Genomic DNA, 21,459 nt, shown 5'->3' on the forward strand with positions numbered 1-21,459 from the left:
TTTGTTTAGTCTAAAGCATAAATAAAAAAACCAAAACGCCTTTAAAAAATTTGAAAATAGCAGTCGTTATATTAAACTGGAATGGAAGCGCATTGCTTGAGCAATTTTTACCATCTGTTATTGCATACTCTAAAGATGCAACCATTTATGTGGCTGATAATGCGTCAACTGATAATTCTGTAACATTTATTAAAACAAACTATCCTGAGGTTATAATTATTCAAAACTCAGAAAATGGAGGCTATGTAAAAGGCTATAATGATGCTTTACCTTTTGTTAAAGAAGATATTTATTGCTTATTAAATAGCGATATTGAAGTTACGCCTAATTGGTTAGTCCCTATTTTAAAAACATTTAAAGAGCAACCTGAAACAGCCATTATACAACCTAAAATTTTAGATTACAAAAGCAAAGAAAAGTTTGAATACGCTGGAGCTGCTGGAGGTTATATAGATAAATATGGCTATCCATATTGTAGAGGTCGTATTTTTAATACAATTGAAGTTGATACCAATCAGTACCAAAACGAAACCATTTTTTGGGCATCAGGTGCTTGCTTATTTATTAGACAATCTACATTTAAGGCTTTACAAGGATTTGACGAATCCTATTTTGCCCATATGGAAGAAATTGATTTATGTTGGAGAGCGTTTAACAAGGGTTATTTAACCAAATACATTAATAATAGTACTGTGTATCACGTTGGTGGAGCAACCTTAAACGCAAGTAGTCCAAAAAAAACCTATCTAAATTTTAGAAACAGTTTGTTTACTTTAACTAAAAACGCCAAAGGATATATTGCATTATTAATTTTTGTAAGATTAGTACTTGATGGTATTGCTGCCTTAAAATTTTTAATAGAATTTAAGCCTAACCATTTAATAGCAATTTTAAAAGCACATGTATCTTTTTACAAACATTTACCTAAGCTACTAAAAAAACGAAAAGCAATCTCGCAAAAAACTGGCTATTACCAGACAAAATCAATAGTTTACAACTATTTTGTTTTAAATAAAAAAACCTTTATCAAGTAAGTTTTTATTAAAAAAATAGAATAATTAAAAACTAAACGATATTTTATTTACGCTTTACTTATCCAAACAAAATGCTGATTATTAGCTGATTAAATATTTTAATTATTATATTAAATTTTAACCGTCAGTTTTAAACCTTATTTGCTTTTAGTTTTAGCAAAAGTTTTGTTAAAGCGTATTTTAACATTTTAATTATTTATACTTTTGGTGTGTATAAATTTAATTTATCATTTAAAAATTATGAAAAAAATCCTTTTATTTAGTGCAGGTGCACTACTATTATTAAGCTCTTGTGTGTCTAAAAAAGAATTTGCTGCATTAGAAGCAAAACAAAAAGAAACACAGGATTTATTAAACACAGCAACTGTTAAACTTAACTCTTGTTTAGCTGACGAAGCAGCATCTGCAGCGCGTTTAGCAGAATTACAAGCTCGTTTAGCAGACATGAAAGCAAATAATCTTGCATTGATTGAAAGCACAAAAGATATGACAATGTTAACCGCTCAAGGCGCTAAAAACGTTGAAAAATCTTTAGAAAGCTTAAAAGAAAAAGACTTAAGAATTACAAGATTACAAGATGCTTTAACTAAAAAAGATAGTGTAACACTAGCTTTAGTAACTAGTTTAAAGAAAGAAGTTGGATTAAACGATCCAGACATCGAAATCAATGTTGAAAAAAGCGTTGTTTTTATCTCTTTATCAGACAAGTTATTATTTAAGAGTGGAAGCTATAACATTACAACTAGAGCTAATGAAATCTTAGGAAAAGTAGCAACAGTTATTAATGGAAAGCCAAACTTTGAAGCAATGGTAGAAGGTCATACAGATAACGTACCATACAACAAAGGTGGTGTATTAGTTGACAACTGGGATTTAAGTGTTAAGCGTAGTACAGCTATTGTTAGAGCTTTACAAGACTTAGGTGTTAAACCTCAACAATTAATTGCAGCTGGACGTGGTGATCATTTACCTTTAGTATCAAATGATACGGCAGAAAACAGAGCAATCAACAGAAGAACTAAGATTTACATCTTACCTAAGATTGATCAGTTTTACGAAATGATTGAAACTGAAATGAAAAGTTTATCTAAAGAGAACTAATTCTTTTTATTAGAATAAAAAAGCCCAACCTTTCGGTTGGGCTTTTTTTGTTTAAAATCTTATCGTTTAAAAATCATGAGTTTGAAAATCGATAGTATTAAAAGAGTTAATAGTCTGAATTATTAAAAATATGCTCTAAAAAATCTCAATACTACCTTTTCCTTCCCTTATTATTTCAGGTTGTTCACCTGACAAATCAATAATTGTTGATCCTTGGTTACCTCCATAACCACCATCAATAACTAAATCTACTAGGTTATCCCATTTTTCTAAAATCAATTCAGGATCTGTGGTATACTCTAAAATTGTGTCATCATCTCTGATTGATGTGGACACAATTGGATTACCTAATGCCTTAACAATCTCTAATGCGATAGCGTTATTTGGCACTCTTATACCTACCTCCTTTTTCTTTTTAAAAGCTGCTGGCAACGTTTTGGATCCTGGTAAAATAAAAGTGTATGGTCCTGGCAAAGCACGTTTTAATATTTTAAAAGTTGTACTATCAATTTGCTTTACATAATCTGATAAATTACTAAGGTCATGACAAATAAAAGAAAAATTAGCTTTTTCTAACTTTACACCTTTAATCCTAGCGATACGCTCTAAAGCTTTTGAGTTAGTAATATCGCAGCCTAAACCATATACCGTATCTGTGGGATAAATAATAAGACCTCCTTTTTTAAGGATGTTTACTACCTTTTTAATTTCCTTAGGATTTGGATTTTCTTCATAAATTCTGATAAAGTCTGCCATAATAAATTTTTTAAATATTATCCTATAAGCTCTAATTTTGCAAAACGTAGTAAAAGCTTTTTCTTTCCTCCAAATTCAAAATCAATTTCAGCTTTAACATCTCCACCTTTACCTTCGATACTTAAAACATCACCTCTACCAAATTTTAAATGTTTAACGCGATTACCTACTGCTAAATCTCCATCAAACAGATTTGCTTCTGCTGAAGGCTTAACTTCTGAAGCCTTTTTAAGTTTTTTAGGAGCGCTAATTTCAAAATTTACTGGCTTAGATTTGTCTTTCTTCTTCAATTTAGGTTGCATTGGTTTTTTAAATCTTACTTTATTAGGTGGTGTATCGCCAAAGATATCTGCAGACAGCATTGGATTAATGCGACGCTCTTCTATTGGTGTTATAATGTCTAAAAATTGATCGTCAATTTCTTCAATAAATCTACTTGGTTCTGAGTCTACTAATTTTCCCCAACGATAACGCGATAACGCATAGGTTAGATATGCTTTTTTCTCTGCTCTGGTTAAAGCTACATAGAATAAACGACGCTCTTCTTCAAGCTCGCTTCTTGTATTCATACTCATTGCACTTGGAAACAAGTCTTCTTCCAAACCAACGATAAAGACATTACTAAACTCTAATCCTTTTGAAGAGTGAATAGTCATTAACGCTACATGATCTGGATCTCCTTTGTCTCCATCAAGATCGGTTGCTAATGCGATATCTTCTAAAAACTCGGCTAAATCATCTTTAGAGTCTGCAATTTCCATTTGTCCTTCGACAAAATCCTTTATACCATTTAATAATTCTTCGACATTCTCTAAACGCGTGACACCTTCTGGAGTATTGTCTTTATTAAACTCTTTTATTAAACCACTAGTTTTAGTTACATACTCTGCTAAATCAAAAGCATTTGCTGTTTGATTCATTACCTGATAACTTTTAATAAGCGTGACAAAGTCTTTTAGCTTATTTTTTGTACCTCCATTTATATTTATATCTGTACTATCAATGTTTTCCAATAATCCAAAAATAGTTTTACCAGACTCATTAGCTGCAACCATTAATCTATCTATGGTTGTTTGACCAATACCACGTGCAGGATAATTGATAACACGTTTTAAGGCCTCTTCATCAGATGGATTTAAAATCAAACGTAAATATGCTGTAACATCTTTAATTTCTTTTCTTTGATAAAAAGACAAACCACCATATATACGATACGGAATACTTCTTTTACGCAAAGCTTCCTCCATTGCACGTGATTGTGAATTGGTACGATATAAAATCGCAAAATCACTATTTGGCACATGGTCTGTCATTTTTGTCTCCCAAATGGCACTAGCCACAAAACGACCTTCGTCACCATCTGTTAAACTGCGATGCACTTGCACTTTAGGTCCATCCACATTTGCAGTCCAAACTATTTTATCTAATTTAGTTTGGTTATGCTCTATTACAGAGTTTGCTGCTCCTACTATATTTTTTGTAGAACGGTAATTTTGTTCTAATCGGTACATTTTTACATCTTCATAATCCTTTTGGAAATTTAAGATGTTACTAATGTTTGCTCCTCTAAAGGCGTAAATACTTTGTGCATCATCACCTACCACACAAATGTTTTGAAAACGATCTGCTAAAGCACGTACAATTAAATATTGACTGTGGTTTGTATCTTGGTACTCATCCACTAATATATATCTAAACTTATCTTGATATTGCGCTAAAACTGAAGGAAAACGCGTTAACAGCTCGTTAGTACGAAGTAATAAATCATCAAAATCCATTGCTCCTGCTTTAAAGCAACGCTCCACATAAGCTTGATAGATTTCTCCCATTTTTGGACGCCTAGCCATAGCATCAGCTTCCATTAATTCTGGATTATTAAAATATGCCTTGACTGTAATTAAACTATTTTTGTAAGAAGAAATCCTGCTGTATACCTGCTTGGTTTTATACAAGTCTTTGTCTAAACCCATTTCTCTAATTATACTACCCATTAATTTTTGAGAATCTTGAGTATCATAAATAGTAAAATTACTTGGATAACCTAAATGGTGACCTTCAAAACGTAATATTTTTGCAAAAACCGAGTGAAAAGTTCCCATCCACAAGTTTTTAGCCTCACTTGCACCTACAATTTCGGCTATTCTGCCTTTCATTTCTTTGGCTGCTTTGTTTGTAAAGGTTAATGCTAAGATGTTGAAAGAGTCTACACCTTGATTCATTAAATAGGCTATTCTATAGGTTAGCACACGTGTTTTTCCAGAACCTGCACCTGCGATAATTATCATAGGTCCTTCTTTTTGAACTGTTGGCGCGTATTGTGCTTCGTTTAACTGACTTAAATATTTCTCCAATTTTTATTCTTTTTTAAAAAAGCAAAATTAACCAAACCCTCTGTTTTTACTCTAAAGATTTGTTATTAATTATAAACAATCAATCATCTTTTTTACCGTCACCTGCCATAGCAGAGATTAAACCTGCTTGAGCATTTTTCCAAACAAAATTAAATATTGATTTAGTATTGTCGCGTTCTACTGTTTTAGTATTGCTGTTTCTAAAGTTATCTTTAGCGTCTTTGCTATCCTTTGAAACAAAAATGTTTATTATTTTGGATAGTATTTTATTTTTTTCGTTACCGTTTTCTTTAAGTAAAATAATATCAAAATTAGTGTACTTTGTTTTTAAATCCACATTAGAGGTTGTAGCATTTCCATCTATTGTAAACAGTGTTTGCATTAAATTACCTTCTAATTTTAAATTTAAATTAGGTTGCATAAATTGGTTTAAATGGTCTGCTTGTAAGTCTCCTAAATTTGCTTTAAAAACAAAGCCATCATTAGGATCATTAACATCAAACGACCAATCCACCTTAAGTGGTGTACTTTGCATAAAGTTACAATCTATTTTAATTTCTGTTTTTTTAGGATTTAATTTAGTGTTACTTATGTGGTCTAAGCTTGCATTAAAGTCACTAAAAGTAAGCTGACCTGCTGTTTTATCTTGATTAACTTTTTCTTGGTAAACAATTTTACCTTCCACAATATTTATATGTTTAATATCTAATTTAACATTAAGCGACCTTAGCATTGTACTATATAGGTCTTTTTGTGTTAAGTCGTCCGCAACTAACTTATCTCTGTAAATTGTTAAATCAGGTTTTGTAAAGGTAATTTTATCTGTGCTAAATCCCGATAATTTGGTATTATCAAACTTAAAATCATAATTTTCAATACGTATTTCTGGAGTTGCTAATTCAAAGTGATCACGCTCTGTGGTGATCACGTTTGATAATGCCACCTTATCATATTTTGTTTTTAAACTAAATCCAGATAAAGTCATTATAGTATTATCTATTTTTAATTTATCAACACTTAAGTTTTCAAATTTGCTTATCTGATATTTTAAATTATTAGTGCTTAAAGTGCTATATTTAAAATCGAAAAGCTTTGAAGACGCTAAATTATTATCAACAATAATCTGTGACATTGTAAAATCAAGATTGTTTGTGCTTAATAAAACGGAATCATTTTTGACATTAAAAACCTCAACTGAAGCCTTATTAACGCTAAGATTTTTAATGTAAATTGTTTTTTTTATGTTTTTAAAAACAGACGCACTGCCTTGATCTGTATCAGCCAATGGGTTGTGGTAATAAGTTACTTTTGGAGTATCAAAATTTAAGTGATCAAACTTTAAATTGTCATTAAATAAATAGTTCCAATAACTAAAATCTTTAATAGATAAACTACTTAATTTAACCTGAGCATTAATTTGATTTGTCGTTTTTCCTTTGACTGTTAGCAAAGGGGATTTTAAGGTAATATTACCCTGTAAAAGACTAACATCTAAATCGTCATACAATAAAGATATATGCTCTGGTAAATTAACGATATAGTTTTTAAGTTTATTTTTAGCTATAGTATTTGCTATTACTAACGATAGTATTACCAAACCTATAAAGGCAACAAATCCAATTACTATTTTTTTTCTTTTTATGCTCATACTATAAAGATAAAACTAACAATCTTAAGTACCTCAATTTTTAAAAATCTTTAAGAAAACTTAATTGATTAAACTATCAGTTAATTAGACAAACACTTCAAAGATTACTCATAAATCAAAAAAATATTATGATTTATTTGTAAGATAAATAGTAACTAAAAATAGAGATATTCGTTACTTTTGAAAAAAACCGATTTTAAAACATGGATACATTAACAAACCTGATTTCAAACATTTCTTGGTGGCTTTGGATTATAATAGTATTAGTTATAATAGCTATTAGAGACATTGTTCAAAAAAAGCATACGATAAGTCATAATTTTCCAATTGTTGGACATTTTAGGTATATGTTAGAAAAAATTGGACCAGAATTAAGACAATATCTTGTAGCTAATAACCGAGAGGAGCTTCCTTTTAATCGTATTGAACGTGGTTGGATTTATGCGTCTGCAAAAAAAGAAAATAACTACGAAGGTTTTGGTACAGACAGAGATATATACGCACATCAACATATATTTATTAATAACGCAATGATGCCTTATAAGGTAGAAGCTAATCATCCACACGCAGCAGACATGTCGTTTTTACCTTGTGCTAAAGTTATGGGCGAATATAATAAACGTAAAAAACCTTTTAGACCAGGTTCTGTCATTAATGTATCTGCGATGAGTTTTGGCTCGCTTTCCGCGAAAGCGGTTGAATCTTTAAACAAAGGTGTAAAAATTGCTGGAGCTTACCATAATACTGGAGAAGGTGGTTTGTCTCCTTACCACAGTCATGGTGGAGACGTTGTGTTTCATTTTGGCACAGGATACTTTGGTGTACGTGCTGCGGATGGTGGATTCTCCATGGATAAAATGGTAAAATTAGTCGAAGACAATCCTTTTATTAAAGCTATTGAAGTAAAATTATCACAAGGTGCTAAACCAGGAAAAGGTGGTGTTTTACCAGGTGCAAAAATCACACCTCAAATTGCTGAAATCAGAGGTGTTGAAGTTGGTAAAGATGTATTATCACCTCCTAACCACAAAGCGTTTAATAATGTCCCAGAATTAGTGGACTTTATAGAAGCTATTGCTGATAAAACTGGATTACCTGTTGGTATTAAAGCTGCTATTGGTAAATTAGAACAATGGGAAGAATTAGCTGATATCATGGTAAAAACTGGTAAAGGTCCAGATTTTATTACTGTTGATGGTGGCGAAGGTGGTACAGGTGCTGCTCCACCAAGTTTTGCAGATCATGTTAGCTTACCTTGGGTTTATGGTTTTGGAGATTTATATAAATTGTTTCAAAGTAAAGGATTAAGCGAGCGTATTGTATTTATTGGTAGTGGTAAATTAGGTTTTCCTGCTAAAGCTGCTATGGCATTTGCTATGGGAGCAGATTGTATAAATGTTGCTAGAGAAGCCATGATGAGTATTGGTTGTATCCAAGCACAAGTTTGTCATACCAATACCTGTCCAAGTGGTGTCGCAACACAAAATAAGTGGTTGCAAAACGGAATTGATCCAACGTTAAAATCAGAACGTTTAGCACAATATTTTAAAACCTTTAGAAAAGAATTTATCGAAATCACTCATGCTGCAGGTTATGAGCATCCATGCCAATTTAAAATGACAGATATTGAAGTTAATGTGGATGACCACAACTTATCTAAAGAGCTAGACAGCACATATGGTTACAAAAAAACTGTGGTTCCGTTTAACGGAATACAAAGCTTAAAAGACTGTCGTTATCTAGGCGGAAAGGCTTAAAATGCTTTAAAGGGGTTTCAATCGAAACCTCTTTTTTTTTATTTCTATTTAAAACGCCATACAAACAAGTAGCACTTCTTACTATTACATTATCAGTTTACTTGTACAATAGTTTAAAACATATTAAGTTTGTTACTTAACTAAAATTTATCCCATGGAACAACAGCTTTTAAACTTACTAATGTATACAGTCCCTTCTATAATTACAGGAGCAATTGCCTATCTGTTTTTTAGAGAACATATGCAAAACGAAGAAGAGCGTCGTAAATTTAATATTGTTAAAACCTTAAGTAAAGAGTCTTTACCTGTTAGATTACAGGCTTATGAGCGTATCACACTGTTTTTAGAACGTATCTCTCCAAACAAACTTTTGTTACGTGTGGCACCTGTATCTTCAGACAAGCAAGCTTACGAGGATTTATTGATAAAAAACATCGAACAAGAATTTGAACATAACCTATCACAACAAATCTATTTAAGCAATGACTGTTGGACTATTGTAAATGCATCAAAAAGTGCAACCATACAATTAATAAGAAAAGCAGGAATGAGTGATAAAATAGACTCTGCAAGCAAGCTTAGAGAAACCATTTTAAGCGAAATGATTGACAAGCCTGCACCAAGTAATGCTGGTTTACATTATATTAAAAAGGAAGTTGGAGAAATCTGGTAACCAATTTAAAAATAAAAAAAAGCCTTATCAATTGATAAGGCTTTTTTTTATGCGTAATTATTAATTTACTATTTAAGGTATTGGCACTGTAGAGCTATACTCATCATGATTATCATATTTACCTTGCGCGTATAAATACCCTTGCAACCACCACTCTTCCATTAATTTTTTATTAAAAATCAATGAGTTTTCTGTTAACTTAGTTGGTGTGTAGTATAAGTTTAACTTTACATTTCTGTGTTTTGCTGCTAGTTTACCAATTGCAATATCTCCCTTTTCTACTTGATCCAATAAGTGACCAAACAAGTTTATCATTAACGAGAACGGGTTTTTACCCAACACCTTATTGTATTCTAAGTTTTCACTTTCTAAAACAATAGCATCAACTTCTGTTGCACCACGTAAAATAGCTTCCCTAATTGGTATTACACAACCTAAGCCACCATCTGCATACTCAAAACCATCTTTTATAGCCAATGACATAAACGGTATATAATTACAGGATATCCAAACCCACTCGCAAAACTCCTCGTAGCTGTAATCGTTAATAGACTTATATTCTACTCTGTTTTTAGATAGGTTTGTAACCGTAACAACCACATCTTCTTTAGTGGCTTTGATAATATCATATTCGGCTTTAGTAAAATGCTCCTTGATATGTTTTTTTAAGTTTTTACTTTCGCCAAAGGTTCGTTTTCTTTTTATAAATTGTAAAGCAGTATTAAAATAGTTAATCGATACATATTCTCTGTCTCCTTTTTTCTTAATCACAAATGGATTTATACTAAAAATAGAATTCTGATTAACATGCGTGTAAATATCATAAAGCTTTCCAATGTTTCCGGTCGCTAAATGCGGAATCAACAAACTTCCAGTAGACGTACCCAAAAACATATCGTACTTTTTACCTTCCTGCTCTATTAAATGTTGCGCAACGCCACCTGCAAATGCACCTTTACTTCCTCCTCCAGATATAACTAATGCTTTCAAATTATTGTTTTTGGTTATCCTGCAAATTACTAATTATAGATTTATATTTTTCATTTTCAGATAACAATTCTAAAAGTTGTTTAGCAAAACTTTTAAATCTCCAATTATAATGTTTTGAAGCCTCTATTAAATTAACCAAAGCTTTTTCATTAAACAAACCTAAACTAGCCAAAGTATCAAATGCGTTTTGCCTTAATGTAAAACTGTTTTTAGAATCTGTGTATTGCACTAATTCATTATAAAAAGCTTCAGTATTATTAGACTCATAATCAGGAGTCGCAATAGCTAGCGCTAACCATAATACTCTAACATTATAATTATTAAAACCGTAAACCTTTTTAGTTTGGTCTAAATACAGGTTTCGCTTTCGCGGAAAATTAGCCCAGAGGTTATACAGTGCAGCCTCAATAGTTGTATAGGATTTATCTTGTAACAAAGATTCGTACTCCGATTGTAATGCCAACGGAATTTTGCGAACATGTTGTGCAATAGCTTGCCTTACTTTAACCGAATTTTCAAAATCCTTAGCCTGAATCTTATTTGGCATTTGACTAACCACCTTAATCTTAGCGTTATCAAATAAATAAGATGTTAAATAGTCCGAACATTTAGAAGAATACGCCTCACAATCAATTTGCAAATATCCATTTACAGCATCCGAAACCGATTTTAATTCCTCAATCATAACATCATATGGCAATAGCTTAGACTTTAACCAAAGATCAACAAAGTCTGTCAAATCCTGTCCCGAAGCTTTTTCAACTTCAACAATAAAATTTTCAGTCTCCACATTTTTAAAAGCATACGTATTCAAATAACTTTTAACAGCTTTTTTAAATGCCTTATCACCTACTCGCTCACGTAACATATGTAAAACCCAAGCACCTTTTTTATAAAACGTCGTGCTACTAGATTTTGGATCCAATAACATCGTACCTTCTCCTGCTTTTTGCTGCTCCATTAGCTCCTCTGCGTACTCATAAAGTCGCCAATAGTAATAATCATCTCCAAATACATCACGCTCTGCTAATAATGCGTAATACGTCGCAAATCCCTCTTGTAACCAATGGTGCGTTCCAGAGGTTTCTGTTACTAAATCTCCAAACCATTGATGTGCTAGCTCATGTGCATTAACATTAACGTAATTTTTATCCACAAAACTAATGTCATCAATCATAAAGTCATCACTAAAAATGGTACAACTAGTATTTTCCATACCAGAATACAAAAAGTCTTTAACTGGTACTTGTTTATAATTTTGCCAAGGATAAGACACACCAATTTCGTCTTCTAAAAAATCAAACATTTGTTTGGTGTAACGGTAGGTAGGTTCTACTTTTAACGAATCTTCAGGATAGTAATATAGTTCGATTGGTATTCCGCTTTTAGATGTGATAACGCGTGTATCATATTTTCCAATTGCTAATGCTACAAGATAACTTGACATAGGTTTTTGCATGTCATAATGCCAAGTAATAGTTGAATCGTTGACTTTTTTTTCAACTAACAAACCGTTAGCAATAACCTGATAATCCTTATGATATGTGATTGATAAATCAAATTCAATTTTATCATTCATATCATCAATACTTGGCAGCCAATGACTGGTATATTTACCTTGACCTTGCGTCCAGATTTGATTTGAATCTTCTTTTTCTGTAAAGTAGAGTGCTTTTTTAGGCTTTACTGTGTACTCGATATTTAACTCATGATACGTATTAGCTTTAAAAGTTGGTTTATATACAATTTGTTTTCCGTTATACTCAAAATCAAGATCATAATGATCATCATAAAAATTAATGATTTCCATATTTACAGCGTCAATAAATAAAGAATCAAAAGGCTTCAAGACTTTATAAATATACTTAGCTTTCCCTTTAACCGTATTGTCTTTTTCAAAACCGACCTCAGCTTTTATAGATATAAAATCGATAAATTCAGTTTGTTGCGCTTTCGCGGAAAGACATAAAAACGTAATAAATAGCACTAAAAGATATCTCATAAATAGATTTAAACAAGGATTAGACCAAAATACAATTTTTTGTGATGTGTTAACTCCTCTTTCTTTTGATTTCCTTAAAGGGAAAACAAAATTCATTCTCCTTTTTATAACTCGATACATAATAAAATTGGCATAAAACTAAGCACAACTCGTAAGTTCGAGTGCCTTGACGCAGGAAAGGTGTATCGAGAACCACAATCTACTCTTAAAGCTTCTCGATACAATTTGCTCGTGCCTCACAAATCACTCGAAGTGACGATACGCAATAAAACTCGCAAACCAATTAACACTACGTCAGTTCGAGTGCTTCGACCTTAGGAGAAGCGTATCGAGAACCAAACCTTACTCTTTATGCTTCTCGATACAATTTGCTCGTGCCTCACAAAACACTCGAAGTGACGATACGTGATAATAATAGCATAATACTAAGCACAACTCCTCAGTTCGAGTGCCTTGACGCAGGAAAGGTGTATCGAGAACCACAATCTACTCTTAAAGCTTCTCGATACAATTTACTCGTACCTTACAAATCACTCGAAGTGACGATGCGCAATAAAACTCGCAAACCAATTAACACTACGTCAGTTCGAATGCTTCGACCTTAGGAGAAGTGTATCGAGAACCAAACCTTACTCTTGAAGCTTCTCGATACAATTTGCTCGTGCCTCACAAATCACTCGAAGTGACGATGCGCAATAACTGTAACACACAAAGCAAATCAATTTAACTTTCACTTTAAATCAAAATAGATTAATTTCGTTGTCTATGAGTACTAACTTACAAACTCCAATAGATTACCTAAAAGGCGTCGGACCAAATCGTGCAGATTTGTTGCGCAAGGAGTTGGGTATTCATACCTATCAGGATTTAATAAATCTGTTTCCAAATAGATATTTGGATCGTACAAAATATTACAAAATCAACCAATTATTACCCAATGCAGCAGAGGTGCAAATTGTTGGAAAAATTGTAAAATTTGAAGAGATTGCTCAGAAAAGAGGCAAGCGATTAGTTGCCACTTTTAAGGACGAAACTGGCACCATGGAATTGGTTTGGTTTAGAGGTCAAAAATGGATTAAGGAAGGTTTAAAATTAAATGCAACTTACGTCATTTTTGGAAAAACAAACCTGTTTGCAAATAAGTATAATATGCCTCATCCTGACATCGAATTATTGTCAGAACACGAAGCTAATTTACGAAGTGCAATGCAAGCTATTTATCCTTCAACTGAGAAATTAGCAAACCGAGGAATTAGCAATCGCGTGATGACAAAAATCATGCAAAATTTATTCCTTGAAACCAAGGGTAGATTTGTTGAAACTTTGTCCGAAAAACTGCTCTCAGAAAACAAATTAATTTCTAAATCTGAAGCCCTTTTAAATGTTCATTTTCCGAAGGATCAAAACGCACTTTCTAAAGCCGAATTTAGACTAAAATTTGAAGAGTTATTTTACATACAATTACAATTAATTCTCAAAAATTTAATTCATAAAACTAAAATAAAAGGGTTTCCATTTACAACCGTCGGAACACATTTTAATACGTTTTTCAAAAACCATTTACCGTTTGAATTAACCAATGCACAAAAACGAGTACTTAAAGAAATTAGGTCAGATTTAGGTAGCAATGCCCAAATGAATCGTCTTTTACAAGGCGATGTTGGCTCTGGAAAGACTATTGTCGCCTTAATGTCAATGTTAATGGCACTTGACAACGGTTTTCAAGCTTGCTTAATGGCACCTACTGAAATTTTGTCAGTACAGCACTATAATGGATTAATTGAACTATGCAATGATTTAGAAATCAGTATTAAACAACTTACAGGTTCAAGTAAAACTTCAGAAAGAAGAGAAATACATAAAATGTTAGAAAATGGCGAATTAGACATACTAATTGGCACACATGCAGTTTTGGAAGACAAGGTTAAATTTAAAAATTTAGGACTAGCAATTATTGACGAGCAACATCGATTTGGAGTTAAGCAACGTGCTAAGCTTTGGAAAAAAAACACCCTTCCTCCTCACGTTTTGGTCATGACCGCAACTCCAATTCCGAGGACTTTAGCGATGTCAGTTTATGGTGATTTAGACATCTCCATAATTGACGAATTACCTCCTGGAAGACAACCCATAAAAACAGTCCATAGGTACGACTCAAACAGGCTAAAAGTTTTCCGTTTTATTCGTGACGAAATTGCTAAAAAAAGACAGGTCTATATCGTCTATCCTTTGATCCAAGAAAACGCCCAAATGGACTACAAAGATTTGATGGATGGATACGAAAGTTTGACGCGAGATTTCCCGATGCCAGAGTATCAAATTTCCATCGTTCATGGCAAAATGAAACCTGCAGATAAGGAGTTTGAAATGCAACGTTTTGTTAAAGGAGAAACACAAATTATGGTTGCAACTACAGTTATAGAAGTTGGGGTAAATGTACCCAATGCTTCGGTCATGATAATTGAAAGTGCAGAGCGTTTTGGACTGTCACAATTACACCAATTAAGAGGTCGTGTTGGACGTGGTGCAGAGCAAAGTTATTGCATATTAATGACCAGTCATAAATTGTCCGAAAATAGTAAAACTCGCATCCAAACCATGACTAGTACAAATGATGGTTTTGAGATTGCAGAAGTGGATTTAAGACTTCGTGGACCAGGAGATATTATGGGTACACAACAAAGCGGAATCTTAAATTTACGCATCGCAGATATTGTAAAAGATAACGACATTTTACAACACGCGCGTTATTGGGCAAAAGACCTTTTAACAAAAGACCCAAGTTTAAGTAGTCCAGAAAATGCAATTATATTAGAAACTTACCGACAAATGAGTAAGTATAAAAACATTTGGAATTACATTAGCTAAAACATGACTAAACAAGACACTGACGTACTTATTATTGGAGCAGGATTAACTGGCTTGACACTAGCCTTTTTACTTAAGGACCTTAATATTAAAACAACTATTTTAGAAGCTAATACGCGTATTGGTGGACGTATTATTACTAAACGCAATATCAATCAGGCTCCAATAGATTTAGGCGCAACATGGCTTGTCCCACAACAAACCAATGTCTTACAATTACTTAAAACACTTAATATTGACGTCTTTGAGCAATTTTACGGATCCACAGCTATTTACCAACCAGATCCAAACAAACAACCGCAACTGGTGTCTTTACCCAATAATGATTCAGTAAGTTATCGCATCAAAAACGGAACACAAACCTTAATTGAAACGCTTGCAAAACAATTAAAAAATACAAGTGTTATTACTGAGACAAGCGTTCTTTCAATTCAGCTTAAAGCTAATTTACTAGAAGTACAAACCAACAATCAAACCTATGTATCTAAGTTTGTAATATCCACTTTACCTCCTGCTCTGTTTAATCAAAACATTGGCGTAACTCCTAAATTACCTGACGTTTTTACAAACGTTTTAGCCAACACACATACTTGGATGCATAACTCAATCAGAGCTGGTTTTACTTATAAAACCCCTTTTTGGAAACATCTACAAAGCAGCGGAACTATTTATGCCAATTCAGGACCTTTGCAAGAGTTTTACGACCATTCTAATGCTGAGCAATCAGTTTATGCTTTAAGCGGCTTTATGAGCTCTAATTTAAGCGATTTAAGCAAAGAGGAACGCAAACAACTTGCTTTAGAGCAATTACAAAGTTATTATGGCGATCAAGCAGTAGATTATCTAAGTTACGAAGAGTGTGTATGGAAAGACGAAAAACATACAACGACTACTGACAACAACTTTTTAATGCCACAACAAAATAATGGACATCCAGTGTTTAAAAATGGGTTATTAGGTAATAAACTTTTTATTGCTGGAGCAGAAACCAGCCCTGTGTTTTCTGGTAAAATGGAAGCTGCTGTTAGTAGTGCAATACATGTTTTTAATTCGCTTAAAGCGGAAATTAATAGCTATTGAATTACTTCTCGATACAATTTGCTCATGCTTCACAAATCACTCGAAGTGACGTAATGCAACAGAATCTAATTTGGTATTAACCAAATGAAAAGACATTACTTTAATAGTATAAAATATAATTATCTTTGCGCAACGTTAATAAGCACAAAGCCAAAACCTAAAAGCGCACTACAATTATGCTACACCTAAAACTAGAAACCGATCCACGTTGGGTTACCATTGCAGAATCTAATTTAGAAGAAATACTTACAGACCACGCTTGGTGTGAGCAAAAAGCAGCCACTAACGCGATTACTATTATTACCCATAACTCAGAAAAAGTAGACTTAGTAACAGAACTTTTAGAATTAGCTAAAGAAGAATTGGAACATTTCCAGATGGTACATGAAATTATAAAAAAACGAGGTTATACTTTAGGTCGTGAGCGCAAAGACCATTATGTAAATGAGCTTTATAAATTTATGAATAAAGGCGGAAGCAGACTACAGTCTATGGTTGATCGCTTACTGTTTTCTGCTATGATTGAAGCGCGTAGTTGCGAGCGTTTTAAACTATTATCAGAACGCATAAACGACGAAGAACTATCTAAGTTTTACTATGACTTGATGGTCAGCGAAGCAGGACATTATACGACATTTATCACTTTTGCAAGAAAATATGGTCAAGACATTGATGTTGACAAACGCTGGAAAGAATTGATTGAGTTTGAAGGCGAACTAATTAAAAGCTACGGGAAAAGCGAAAGCATACATGGCTAATTAAAACTGATCAGCTTTATTGTAAAATCTTCTAAAAGCAAAAAAAAATAAACAGCAATAGCAATTTTAAATATACGTGAAAAATTAATGAAAACTAAACTACATATATTTAAAATCGTTGCTAAACACTTAAGTTTCACTAAGGCTGCAGAGCAACTCTATTTATCCCAACCTGCAATTTCAAAAGCCATAAAAAACTTAGAGCAAGACTACAAAACTACTCTATTTATTAGAAAAAGAAATTCGATTGAACTTACTGCTGAAGGTAAATCCTTTTTAATTTATGCTAATAAAATATTGACTATTTATTCCGAAATGGATGAACGATTTCTTCTTAAAAAAGAAAACATTCCCGACTTTATCCAGTTTGGAGTTAGCACCACAATTTCTAATTACATCATACCCAAAACGATAGCTAAATTTAGGGCACAATACCCAGAAACCAAATTTAATATCATCAGTAATAATTCTGAAACCATAGAAAATTTAATTCTAAATGAAGATATCGACTTTGGAATCACCGAAGGAAGTAGCGCTAATCCCAAATTACATTTTGAAAAGTTTATAAAAGATGAAATTGTACTAGTTACAAATGCTAAAAACTATAGTTTCCCGAAAGGTAGTATTGATATAAACACGTTACAAGACTTACCTATGATTGAACGTGAAACTGGATCAGGAACAAAAGAAATTATCGATGCTTTTTTATTAAAAAATAATATTGGTAAGCTAAATAGTGTCGTATCCTTTAATAGTACTGAAGCTATTAAAAGTTATTTATTAAACTCTGATCATTACGCCTTGTTATCGATACACTCCATTACAGAGGATTTAAAAAATAATAAACTTAAAATTATAGATATTAAAGATTTGGATATTCAACGCTGGTTTTACTTTGTAAAAAGGACAGGATACCTATCTCATACTTTTGATTACTTTAAAAAAATAATACGTTTTAATTATAACTTTTAGTTATATCTAATAACTTTTTACATTGCTATAAAGTTATTATCTACACCTATTTTTGTATCACACAAATCTGTTTGATATGAAAAATGTATTATCCAAAATAGTTTACTTTACATTAATAACTTTATGTCTATTGGGATTTATAAACAGTCCATTAGCGTTGATATTAGGTTTTTTATTTGCTATTATATTTAAGAACCCTTTTAAGCAACATAGCCATAAATTTATACACTATCTTTTAAAACTATCTGTTATAGGATTAGGTTTTGGCATGTATCTATTTGAAACGTTAGAGACTAGTAAAACCAGCTTTAACTTGACACTTTACACCATTACACTAACCATAGTTTTAGGTATAATATTGACAAAAATTTTAAAAATAGATTTAAAACTTGGTCACCTTATTACTTCTGGAACAGCCATTTGTGGAGGTAGTGCTATTGCTGCAATTGCGCCAATTATAAAAGCAAAAAGCAATACGATTAGTCTTGCTTTAGGCATTGTGTTTTTACTAAACGCTGTGGCTTTGTTTGTGTTTCCAACGATAGGACATTTTTTAAACTTGACACAAGAACAATTTGGGTTATGGTGTGCTGTTGCTATACACGATACAAGCTCTGTAGTTGGAGCTGCTTTAAATTATGGAGAGGAAGCTTTAAGAATCGCGACTACAGTAAAACTATCTAGAACGCTTTGGATTATTCCGTTGTCCTTTTTTTCGATGTTATTTTTTAAAACCAATCAAGGAAAACTAAAAATTCCTTACTTTATTATTTTATTTATACTTGCAATAATTATAAATAGCTATCAAATACTACCACCTTTCATTACTACCTTTATTGTGTCACTATCAAAACGTCTTTTACTTGTAACATTATTTATAGTAGGCTCAACAATTTCTATTAAAGAGCTTAAAGCTACTGGTTTAAAACCTATCACACTAGCGGTTGTTTTATGGATATTTATTTCGTTATTTTCTTTATGGTATATTTTAAAATAGACCTATTAAACCAAAAGTTTTATTCGGTTAGCAACATATCCATAAAGGCGTTAAACTCAGTTTTAAACTCTGTGTATTTGTCTCCTGTTGCTGGACCATTAAAACCTGTATGTATTTTACGCACTTTACCAGTTTTATCTATAAATATTGACGTTGGATAACTTAATACGTGGTTTAACATAGGGAGTTTGTCGTTAGCAGCAGTTTTACTCGTTGATCCGGTTTGCGCTAATAATATTGGGTAGTTAATATCTAACCTATCCTTTAATCGGTTTATAAAACTATAGGCTTTAGCTTCGGTTTTAGCATATTCAAACGCTAATGCGACAAACTGAATGTCTTTATCTTTATTTGCATTATAATATTGTGTATAAAATTTACTTTCGTCTAAACAATTTGGACACCATGTACCCATAATCTGTACAACCACAACTTTGTTTTTAAAGCGATCATCTTTTAAAGATACTTGTTTACCGTCTGTATCTGGAAAGCTAAATGCTAAGGTGTCATACCCTTCTTTTAAATAAGTTAAATTATTAGCACTAGCTAATTGGTAGTTATCATTACGTTTAGCTGTAAATGGCTCTTTCCAGTGATTACCAGAGTAAAACTGTCCATTAATTGTACTATCTGTAACGGTTCCGGTAAACAAAAAGGCATGTGCACCATCAAACGTTGATAATTGTAATTGATTACCATCAACAATCCCTTCTAGATAACGATAATCTCCAGTTTCGGTCAAAAAAGTACCTGTTACAATATTATCGTTTTGTTTAAAAACCCCTTTAGCGACGTACTTATCAGCTTCGGTATTTGGACTAAAAACAGTTTCCCATTCTCCTGTAATATTAGTTTCCGCTTTAGCGTTATTATCAAATCTACTTTCATTTTTTGATGCTGTAAAAGCTTGTTGACGTCCTTTTTCTTCAACAACAAAACGACCATTTAGGGTTTGGTCTTTAATTTTTGCAATTAATAATCCTTCAAACACTGGCAATTTAATGTAAACCGAATCATTTTTATATTCAATCTCATCCACTGTAATAACCTCTTCTGCGTTGTAAATCTCTAATGCATTAGCATCTTTTACGTTAAAGATAAACGGAAGTTTTTTAGTGTCATTTACTTTTAATTCGCCTCGATATGTACCAAAAGTTAAAAACTCGGTATCATTATTTTGACAAGATAACACACTAAAAAGTACTAGGATAACTAAAAGTTGACGCATGATTTAAATGTTTTTTTACAATATTATTCGAAATAACAACAAAATACTTACAAATAAAAAGACATTGCGTTAACAATGTCTTTTTAAAATATAAAATATTATAACTATTACTCTTCAGCAGTTTCCACTTTTTCAAGTTCTACTAACTTTTCTTTATTATTTTGAATTCTAGTTTTAGTTCTTTCAATTGCATTTTCATGCTTTTTTAGCTTTTCCTCTATTCTTTTAAAAGTAGCTTCACGTTTGCTAACTTCCTCATCCGTAATAGTTCCTTCTGCTTTTTGCTGCTCTAATTGCGCTTTAGCAGCAGCTAATCTGTCTTGACCTTTAGTTACTAATTGGTCGCTAGCATCTATTTTATTATCATATGACGTCATTCTAGATCTAACAGCTTCAATACGCTCTGCTTTATAGGCTTCTTTATCACCTTCAAACGCTTCACGTTTTGCTTTTAATTCTTCTCTTTTTTGTGCCATATCCATACGCTTAGCACTCATTTTTTCTTTCATTTCAGCTTTTAAAACTTCTTTCTCCTCACCAGTAGCATTTTCCATTTTAGCCTTCATGTCGGCTTTTTCTTCTAGCATTTCAGCCTTCATTTCGTCCTTTTTGGCATGCCTTTCTTTTAACTCGCCTTGCTTCTCCTTCAAATTGTCTTTATGCGCTTCTTTTTTGTCATTAATCTGCGCTTTCATTTGCTCCTTTTGGGCTTTCATTTCTGCTTTTTTCTGCTCTGTTTTTTTAACTAATTCAGATTCAGTAGCTATTTGCGCAGTAAGTGTTTGTTGACTACCTACTAAAAATAGTCCTGTACATACTAGTATTATTTTTAAATGCTTCATGTTATTATAGGTTTTCAAGTTCTTTCAATTCTTTTTCTAGTTCATCAGCCTCAAGCTCTAAATCGTTTACTAGACTATCTGTTTCAACTTCAATAGTTTCGATTTGCTCTGTCGCTTTTACTGCTGCATCGTCCTTTTTAGAATCTCTGCAAGAAGCAACTGAAAATAACACAACAAGTAATGCTATTTTAAAAATAGTTTTCATCTTTTAATGGTTTTAATGATTAATATCTATCTAATATACGGTAATAAAAGCCTAATTAGATTTTTAAGTATATGTCTTTTATTTAAATTACGGATAAAACGCCATGTTTTTTCGACATAAAACCATAACAATTTTCTGTATCTGCAATTTGTCCTAAAAAAATGCTTTAAAAATGAAATAAAAGCTGTTTTTTAAAT

The 21,459-nt window shown here is 32.3% G+C and carries 17 protein-coding genes; 9 read left to right on the plus strand and 8 right to left on the minus strand.

Features of this window, described 5'->3' with window-relative positions; genetic code table 11:
* Positions 1 to 50: 50 nt before the first annotated feature.
* A complete protein-coding gene (locus tag B2989_RS13440) occupies positions 51 to 1,034 on the plus strand; it encodes a glycosyltransferase family 2 protein (RefSeq protein ID WP_292949361.1) in 984 nt (327 codons plus the stop codon).
* A gap of 240 nt (positions 1,035 to 1,274) precedes the next feature.
* Positions 1,275 to 2,135: an OmpA/MotB family protein gene (locus B2989_RS13445; RefSeq protein WP_145001234.1), complete on the plus strand. Its 861-nt coding sequence runs from the start codon at positions 1,275 to 1,277 to the stop codon at positions 2,133 to 2,135.
* A 135-nt stretch (positions 2,136 to 2,270) separates the two neighbouring features.
* On the opposite strand, the gene B2989_RS13450 is transcribed toward B2989_RS13445, so the two are convergent.
* From B2989_RS13450 to B2989_RS13460, 3 genes are all read right to left on the minus strand, one after another.
* The gene (locus B2989_RS13450) at positions 2,271 to 2,891 is read right to left on the minus strand and encodes an L-threonylcarbamoyladenylate synthase (RefSeq protein WP_145001233.1); all 621 of its coding nucleotides are present in this window, start codon (positions 2,889 to 2,891) and stop codon (positions 2,271 to 2,273) included.
* A 17-nt stretch (positions 2,892 to 2,908) separates the two neighbouring features.
* Positions 2,909 to 5,242 carry an ATP-dependent helicase gene (locus tag B2989_RS13455; protein ID WP_145001231.1) on the minus strand — a complete coding sequence of 778 codons (2,334 nt, stop codon included), beginning with the start codon at positions 5,240 to 5,242 and terminating at the stop codon, positions 2,909 to 2,911.
* A gap of 79 nt (positions 5,243 to 5,321) precedes the next feature.
* Positions 5,322 to 6,890 carry a hypothetical protein gene (locus B2989_RS13460; protein ID WP_292949364.1) on the minus strand — a complete coding sequence of 523 codons (1,569 nt, stop codon included), beginning with the start codon at positions 6,888 to 6,890 and terminating at the stop codon, positions 5,322 to 5,324.
* Between the two features lie 203 nt (positions 6,891 to 7,093).
* Here B2989_RS13460 and B2989_RS13465 point away from each other — a divergent pair, with 203 nt between their 5' ends.
* Both B2989_RS13465 and B2989_RS13470 read left to right on the plus strand, forming a co-directional pair.
* A complete protein-coding gene (locus tag B2989_RS13465; RefSeq protein WP_292949367.1) occupies positions 7,094 to 8,647 on the plus strand; it encodes an FMN-binding glutamate synthase family protein in 1,554 nt (517 codons plus the stop codon).
* 154 nt (positions 8,648 to 8,801) lie between these two features.
* Positions 8,802 to 9,320, plus strand: a complete 519-nt coding sequence (locus tag B2989_RS13470; RefSeq protein WP_145001225.1) for a hypothetical protein — start codon at positions 8,802 to 8,804, stop codon at positions 9,318 to 9,320.
* Between the two features lie 72 nt (positions 9,321 to 9,392).
* Here B2989_RS13470 and B2989_RS13475 read toward each other — a convergent pair whose 3' ends face one another.
* Positions 9,393 to 10,310, minus strand: a complete 918-nt coding sequence (locus B2989_RS13475) for a patatin-like phospholipase family protein (RefSeq protein ID WP_145001223.1) — start codon at positions 10,308 to 10,310, stop codon at positions 9,393 to 9,395.
* 1 nt (position 10,311) lies between these two features.
* Positions 10,312 to 12,312 (minus strand): M1 family metallopeptidase, encoded by a 2,001-nt coding sequence (locus B2989_RS13480; RefSeq protein WP_292949373.1) that lies wholly within the window; start codon positions 12,310 to 12,312, stop codon positions 10,312 to 10,314.
* Between the two features lie 765 nt (positions 12,313 to 13,077).
* On the opposite strand from B2989_RS13480, the gene recG reads away from it, so the two are divergent.
* The 5 genes from recG (at position 13,078) to B2989_RS13505 (ending at position 18,987) form a co-directional block, all read left to right on the plus strand.
* On the plus strand, positions 13,078 to 15,180 hold the full coding sequence (gene recG, locus B2989_RS13485) for an ATP-dependent DNA helicase RecG (RefSeq protein WP_292949376.1): 2,103 nt from the start codon (positions 13,078 to 13,080) through the stop codon (positions 15,178 to 15,180).
* 3 nt (positions 15,181 to 15,183) lie between these two features.
* Positions 15,184 to 16,260 carry a flavin monoamine oxidase family protein gene (locus tag B2989_RS13490; protein ID WP_292949379.1) on the plus strand — a complete coding sequence of 359 codons (1,077 nt, stop codon included), beginning with the start codon at positions 15,184 to 15,186 and terminating at the stop codon, positions 16,258 to 16,260.
* Positions 16,261 to 16,436: 176 nt separating this feature from the next.
* Positions 16,437 to 17,018, plus strand: a complete 582-nt coding sequence (locus B2989_RS13495) for a tRNA-(ms[2]io[6]A)-hydroxylase (RefSeq protein WP_292949382.1) — start codon at positions 16,437 to 16,439, stop codon at positions 17,016 to 17,018.
* Positions 17,019 to 17,105: 87 nt separating this feature from the next.
* Complete coding sequence (locus tag B2989_RS13500) at positions 17,106 to 17,990, plus strand: LysR family transcriptional regulator (protein WP_292949385.1); 885 nt, start codon at positions 17,106 to 17,108, stop codon at positions 17,988 to 17,990.
* Between the two features lie 76 nt (positions 17,991 to 18,066).
* Complete coding sequence (locus tag B2989_RS13505) at positions 18,067 to 18,987, plus strand: YeiH family protein (protein WP_292949389.1); 921 nt, start codon at positions 18,067 to 18,069, stop codon at positions 18,985 to 18,987.
* A 19-nt stretch (positions 18,988 to 19,006) separates the two neighbouring features.
* Here the strand turns inward: B2989_RS13505 and B2989_RS13510 are convergent, their stop codons facing one another.
* From B2989_RS13510 to B2989_RS13520, 3 genes are all read right to left on the minus strand, one after another.
* A complete protein-coding gene (locus tag B2989_RS13510) occupies positions 19,007 to 20,215 on the minus strand; it encodes a peroxiredoxin family protein (protein WP_292949392.1) in 1,209 nt (402 codons plus the stop codon).
* A 107-nt stretch (positions 20,216 to 20,322) separates the two neighbouring features.
* Positions 20,323 to 21,057, minus strand: coding sequence for a hypothetical protein (locus tag B2989_RS13515; protein WP_292949395.1), 735 nt, complete (start codon positions 21,055 to 21,057; stop codon positions 20,323 to 20,325).
* A 4-nt stretch (positions 21,058 to 21,061) separates the two neighbouring features.
* Entirely contained in the window at positions 21,062 to 21,262 is a 201-nt protein-coding gene (locus B2989_RS13520; protein WP_145001205.1) for a hypothetical protein, read from the minus strand.
* Positions 21,263 to 21,459 lie beyond the last annotated feature (197 nt).

The organism is Olleya sp. UBA1516 (assembly GCF_002323495.1).
Classification (GTDB): Bacteria; Bacteroidota; Bacteroidia; order Flavobacteriales; family Flavobacteriaceae; genus Olleya.

Coding starts and splice junctions, on each gene's coding strand:
- B2989_RS13445 (WP_145001234.1), top strand. CDS start 1,275: ATGAAAAAAATCCTTTTATTTAGTGCAGGTGCACTACTATTATTAAGC.
- B2989_RS13450 (WP_145001233.1), bottom strand. CDS start 2,891: ATGGCAGACTTTATCAGAATTTATGAAGAAAATCCAAATCCTAAGGAA.
- B2989_RS13460 (WP_292949364.1), bottom strand. CDS start 6,890: ATGAGCATAAAAAGAAAAAAAATAGTAATTGGATTTGTTGCCTTTATA.
- B2989_RS13465 (WP_292949367.1), top strand. CDS start 7,094: ATGGATACATTAACAAACCTGATTTCAAACATTTCTTGGTGGCTTTGG.
- B2989_RS13470 (WP_145001225.1), top strand. CDS start 8,802: ATGGAACAACAGCTTTTAAACTTACTAATGTATACAGTCCCTTCTATA.
- B2989_RS13480 (WP_292949373.1), bottom strand. CDS start 12,312: ATGAGATATCTTTTAGTGCTATTTATTACGTTTTTATGTCTTTCCGCG.
- recG (WP_292949376.1), top strand. CDS start 13,078: ATGAGTACTAACTTACAAACTCCAATAGATTACCTAAAAGGCGTCGGA.
- B2989_RS13490 (WP_292949379.1), top strand. CDS start 15,184: ATGACTAAACAAGACACTGACGTACTTATTATTGGAGCAGGATTAACT.
- B2989_RS13495 (WP_292949382.1), top strand. CDS start 16,437: ATGCTACACCTAAAACTAGAAACCGATCCACGTTGGGTTACCATTGCA.
- B2989_RS13500 (WP_292949385.1), top strand. CDS start 17,106: ATGAAAACTAAACTACATATATTTAAAATCGTTGCTAAACACTTAAGT.
- B2989_RS13505 (WP_292949389.1), top strand. CDS start 18,067: ATGAAAAATGTATTATCCAAAATAGTTTACTTTACATTAATAACTTTA.
- B2989_RS13510 (WP_292949392.1), bottom strand. CDS start 20,215: ATGCGTCAACTTTTAGTTATCCTAGTACTTTTTAGTGTGTTATCTTGT.
- B2989_RS13515 (WP_292949395.1), bottom strand. CDS start 21,057: ATGAAGCATTTAAAAATAATACTAGTATGTACAGGACTATTTTTAGTA.
- B2989_RS13520 (WP_145001205.1), bottom strand. CDS start 21,262: ATGAAAACTATTTTTAAAATAGCATTACTTGTTGTGTTATTTTCAGTT.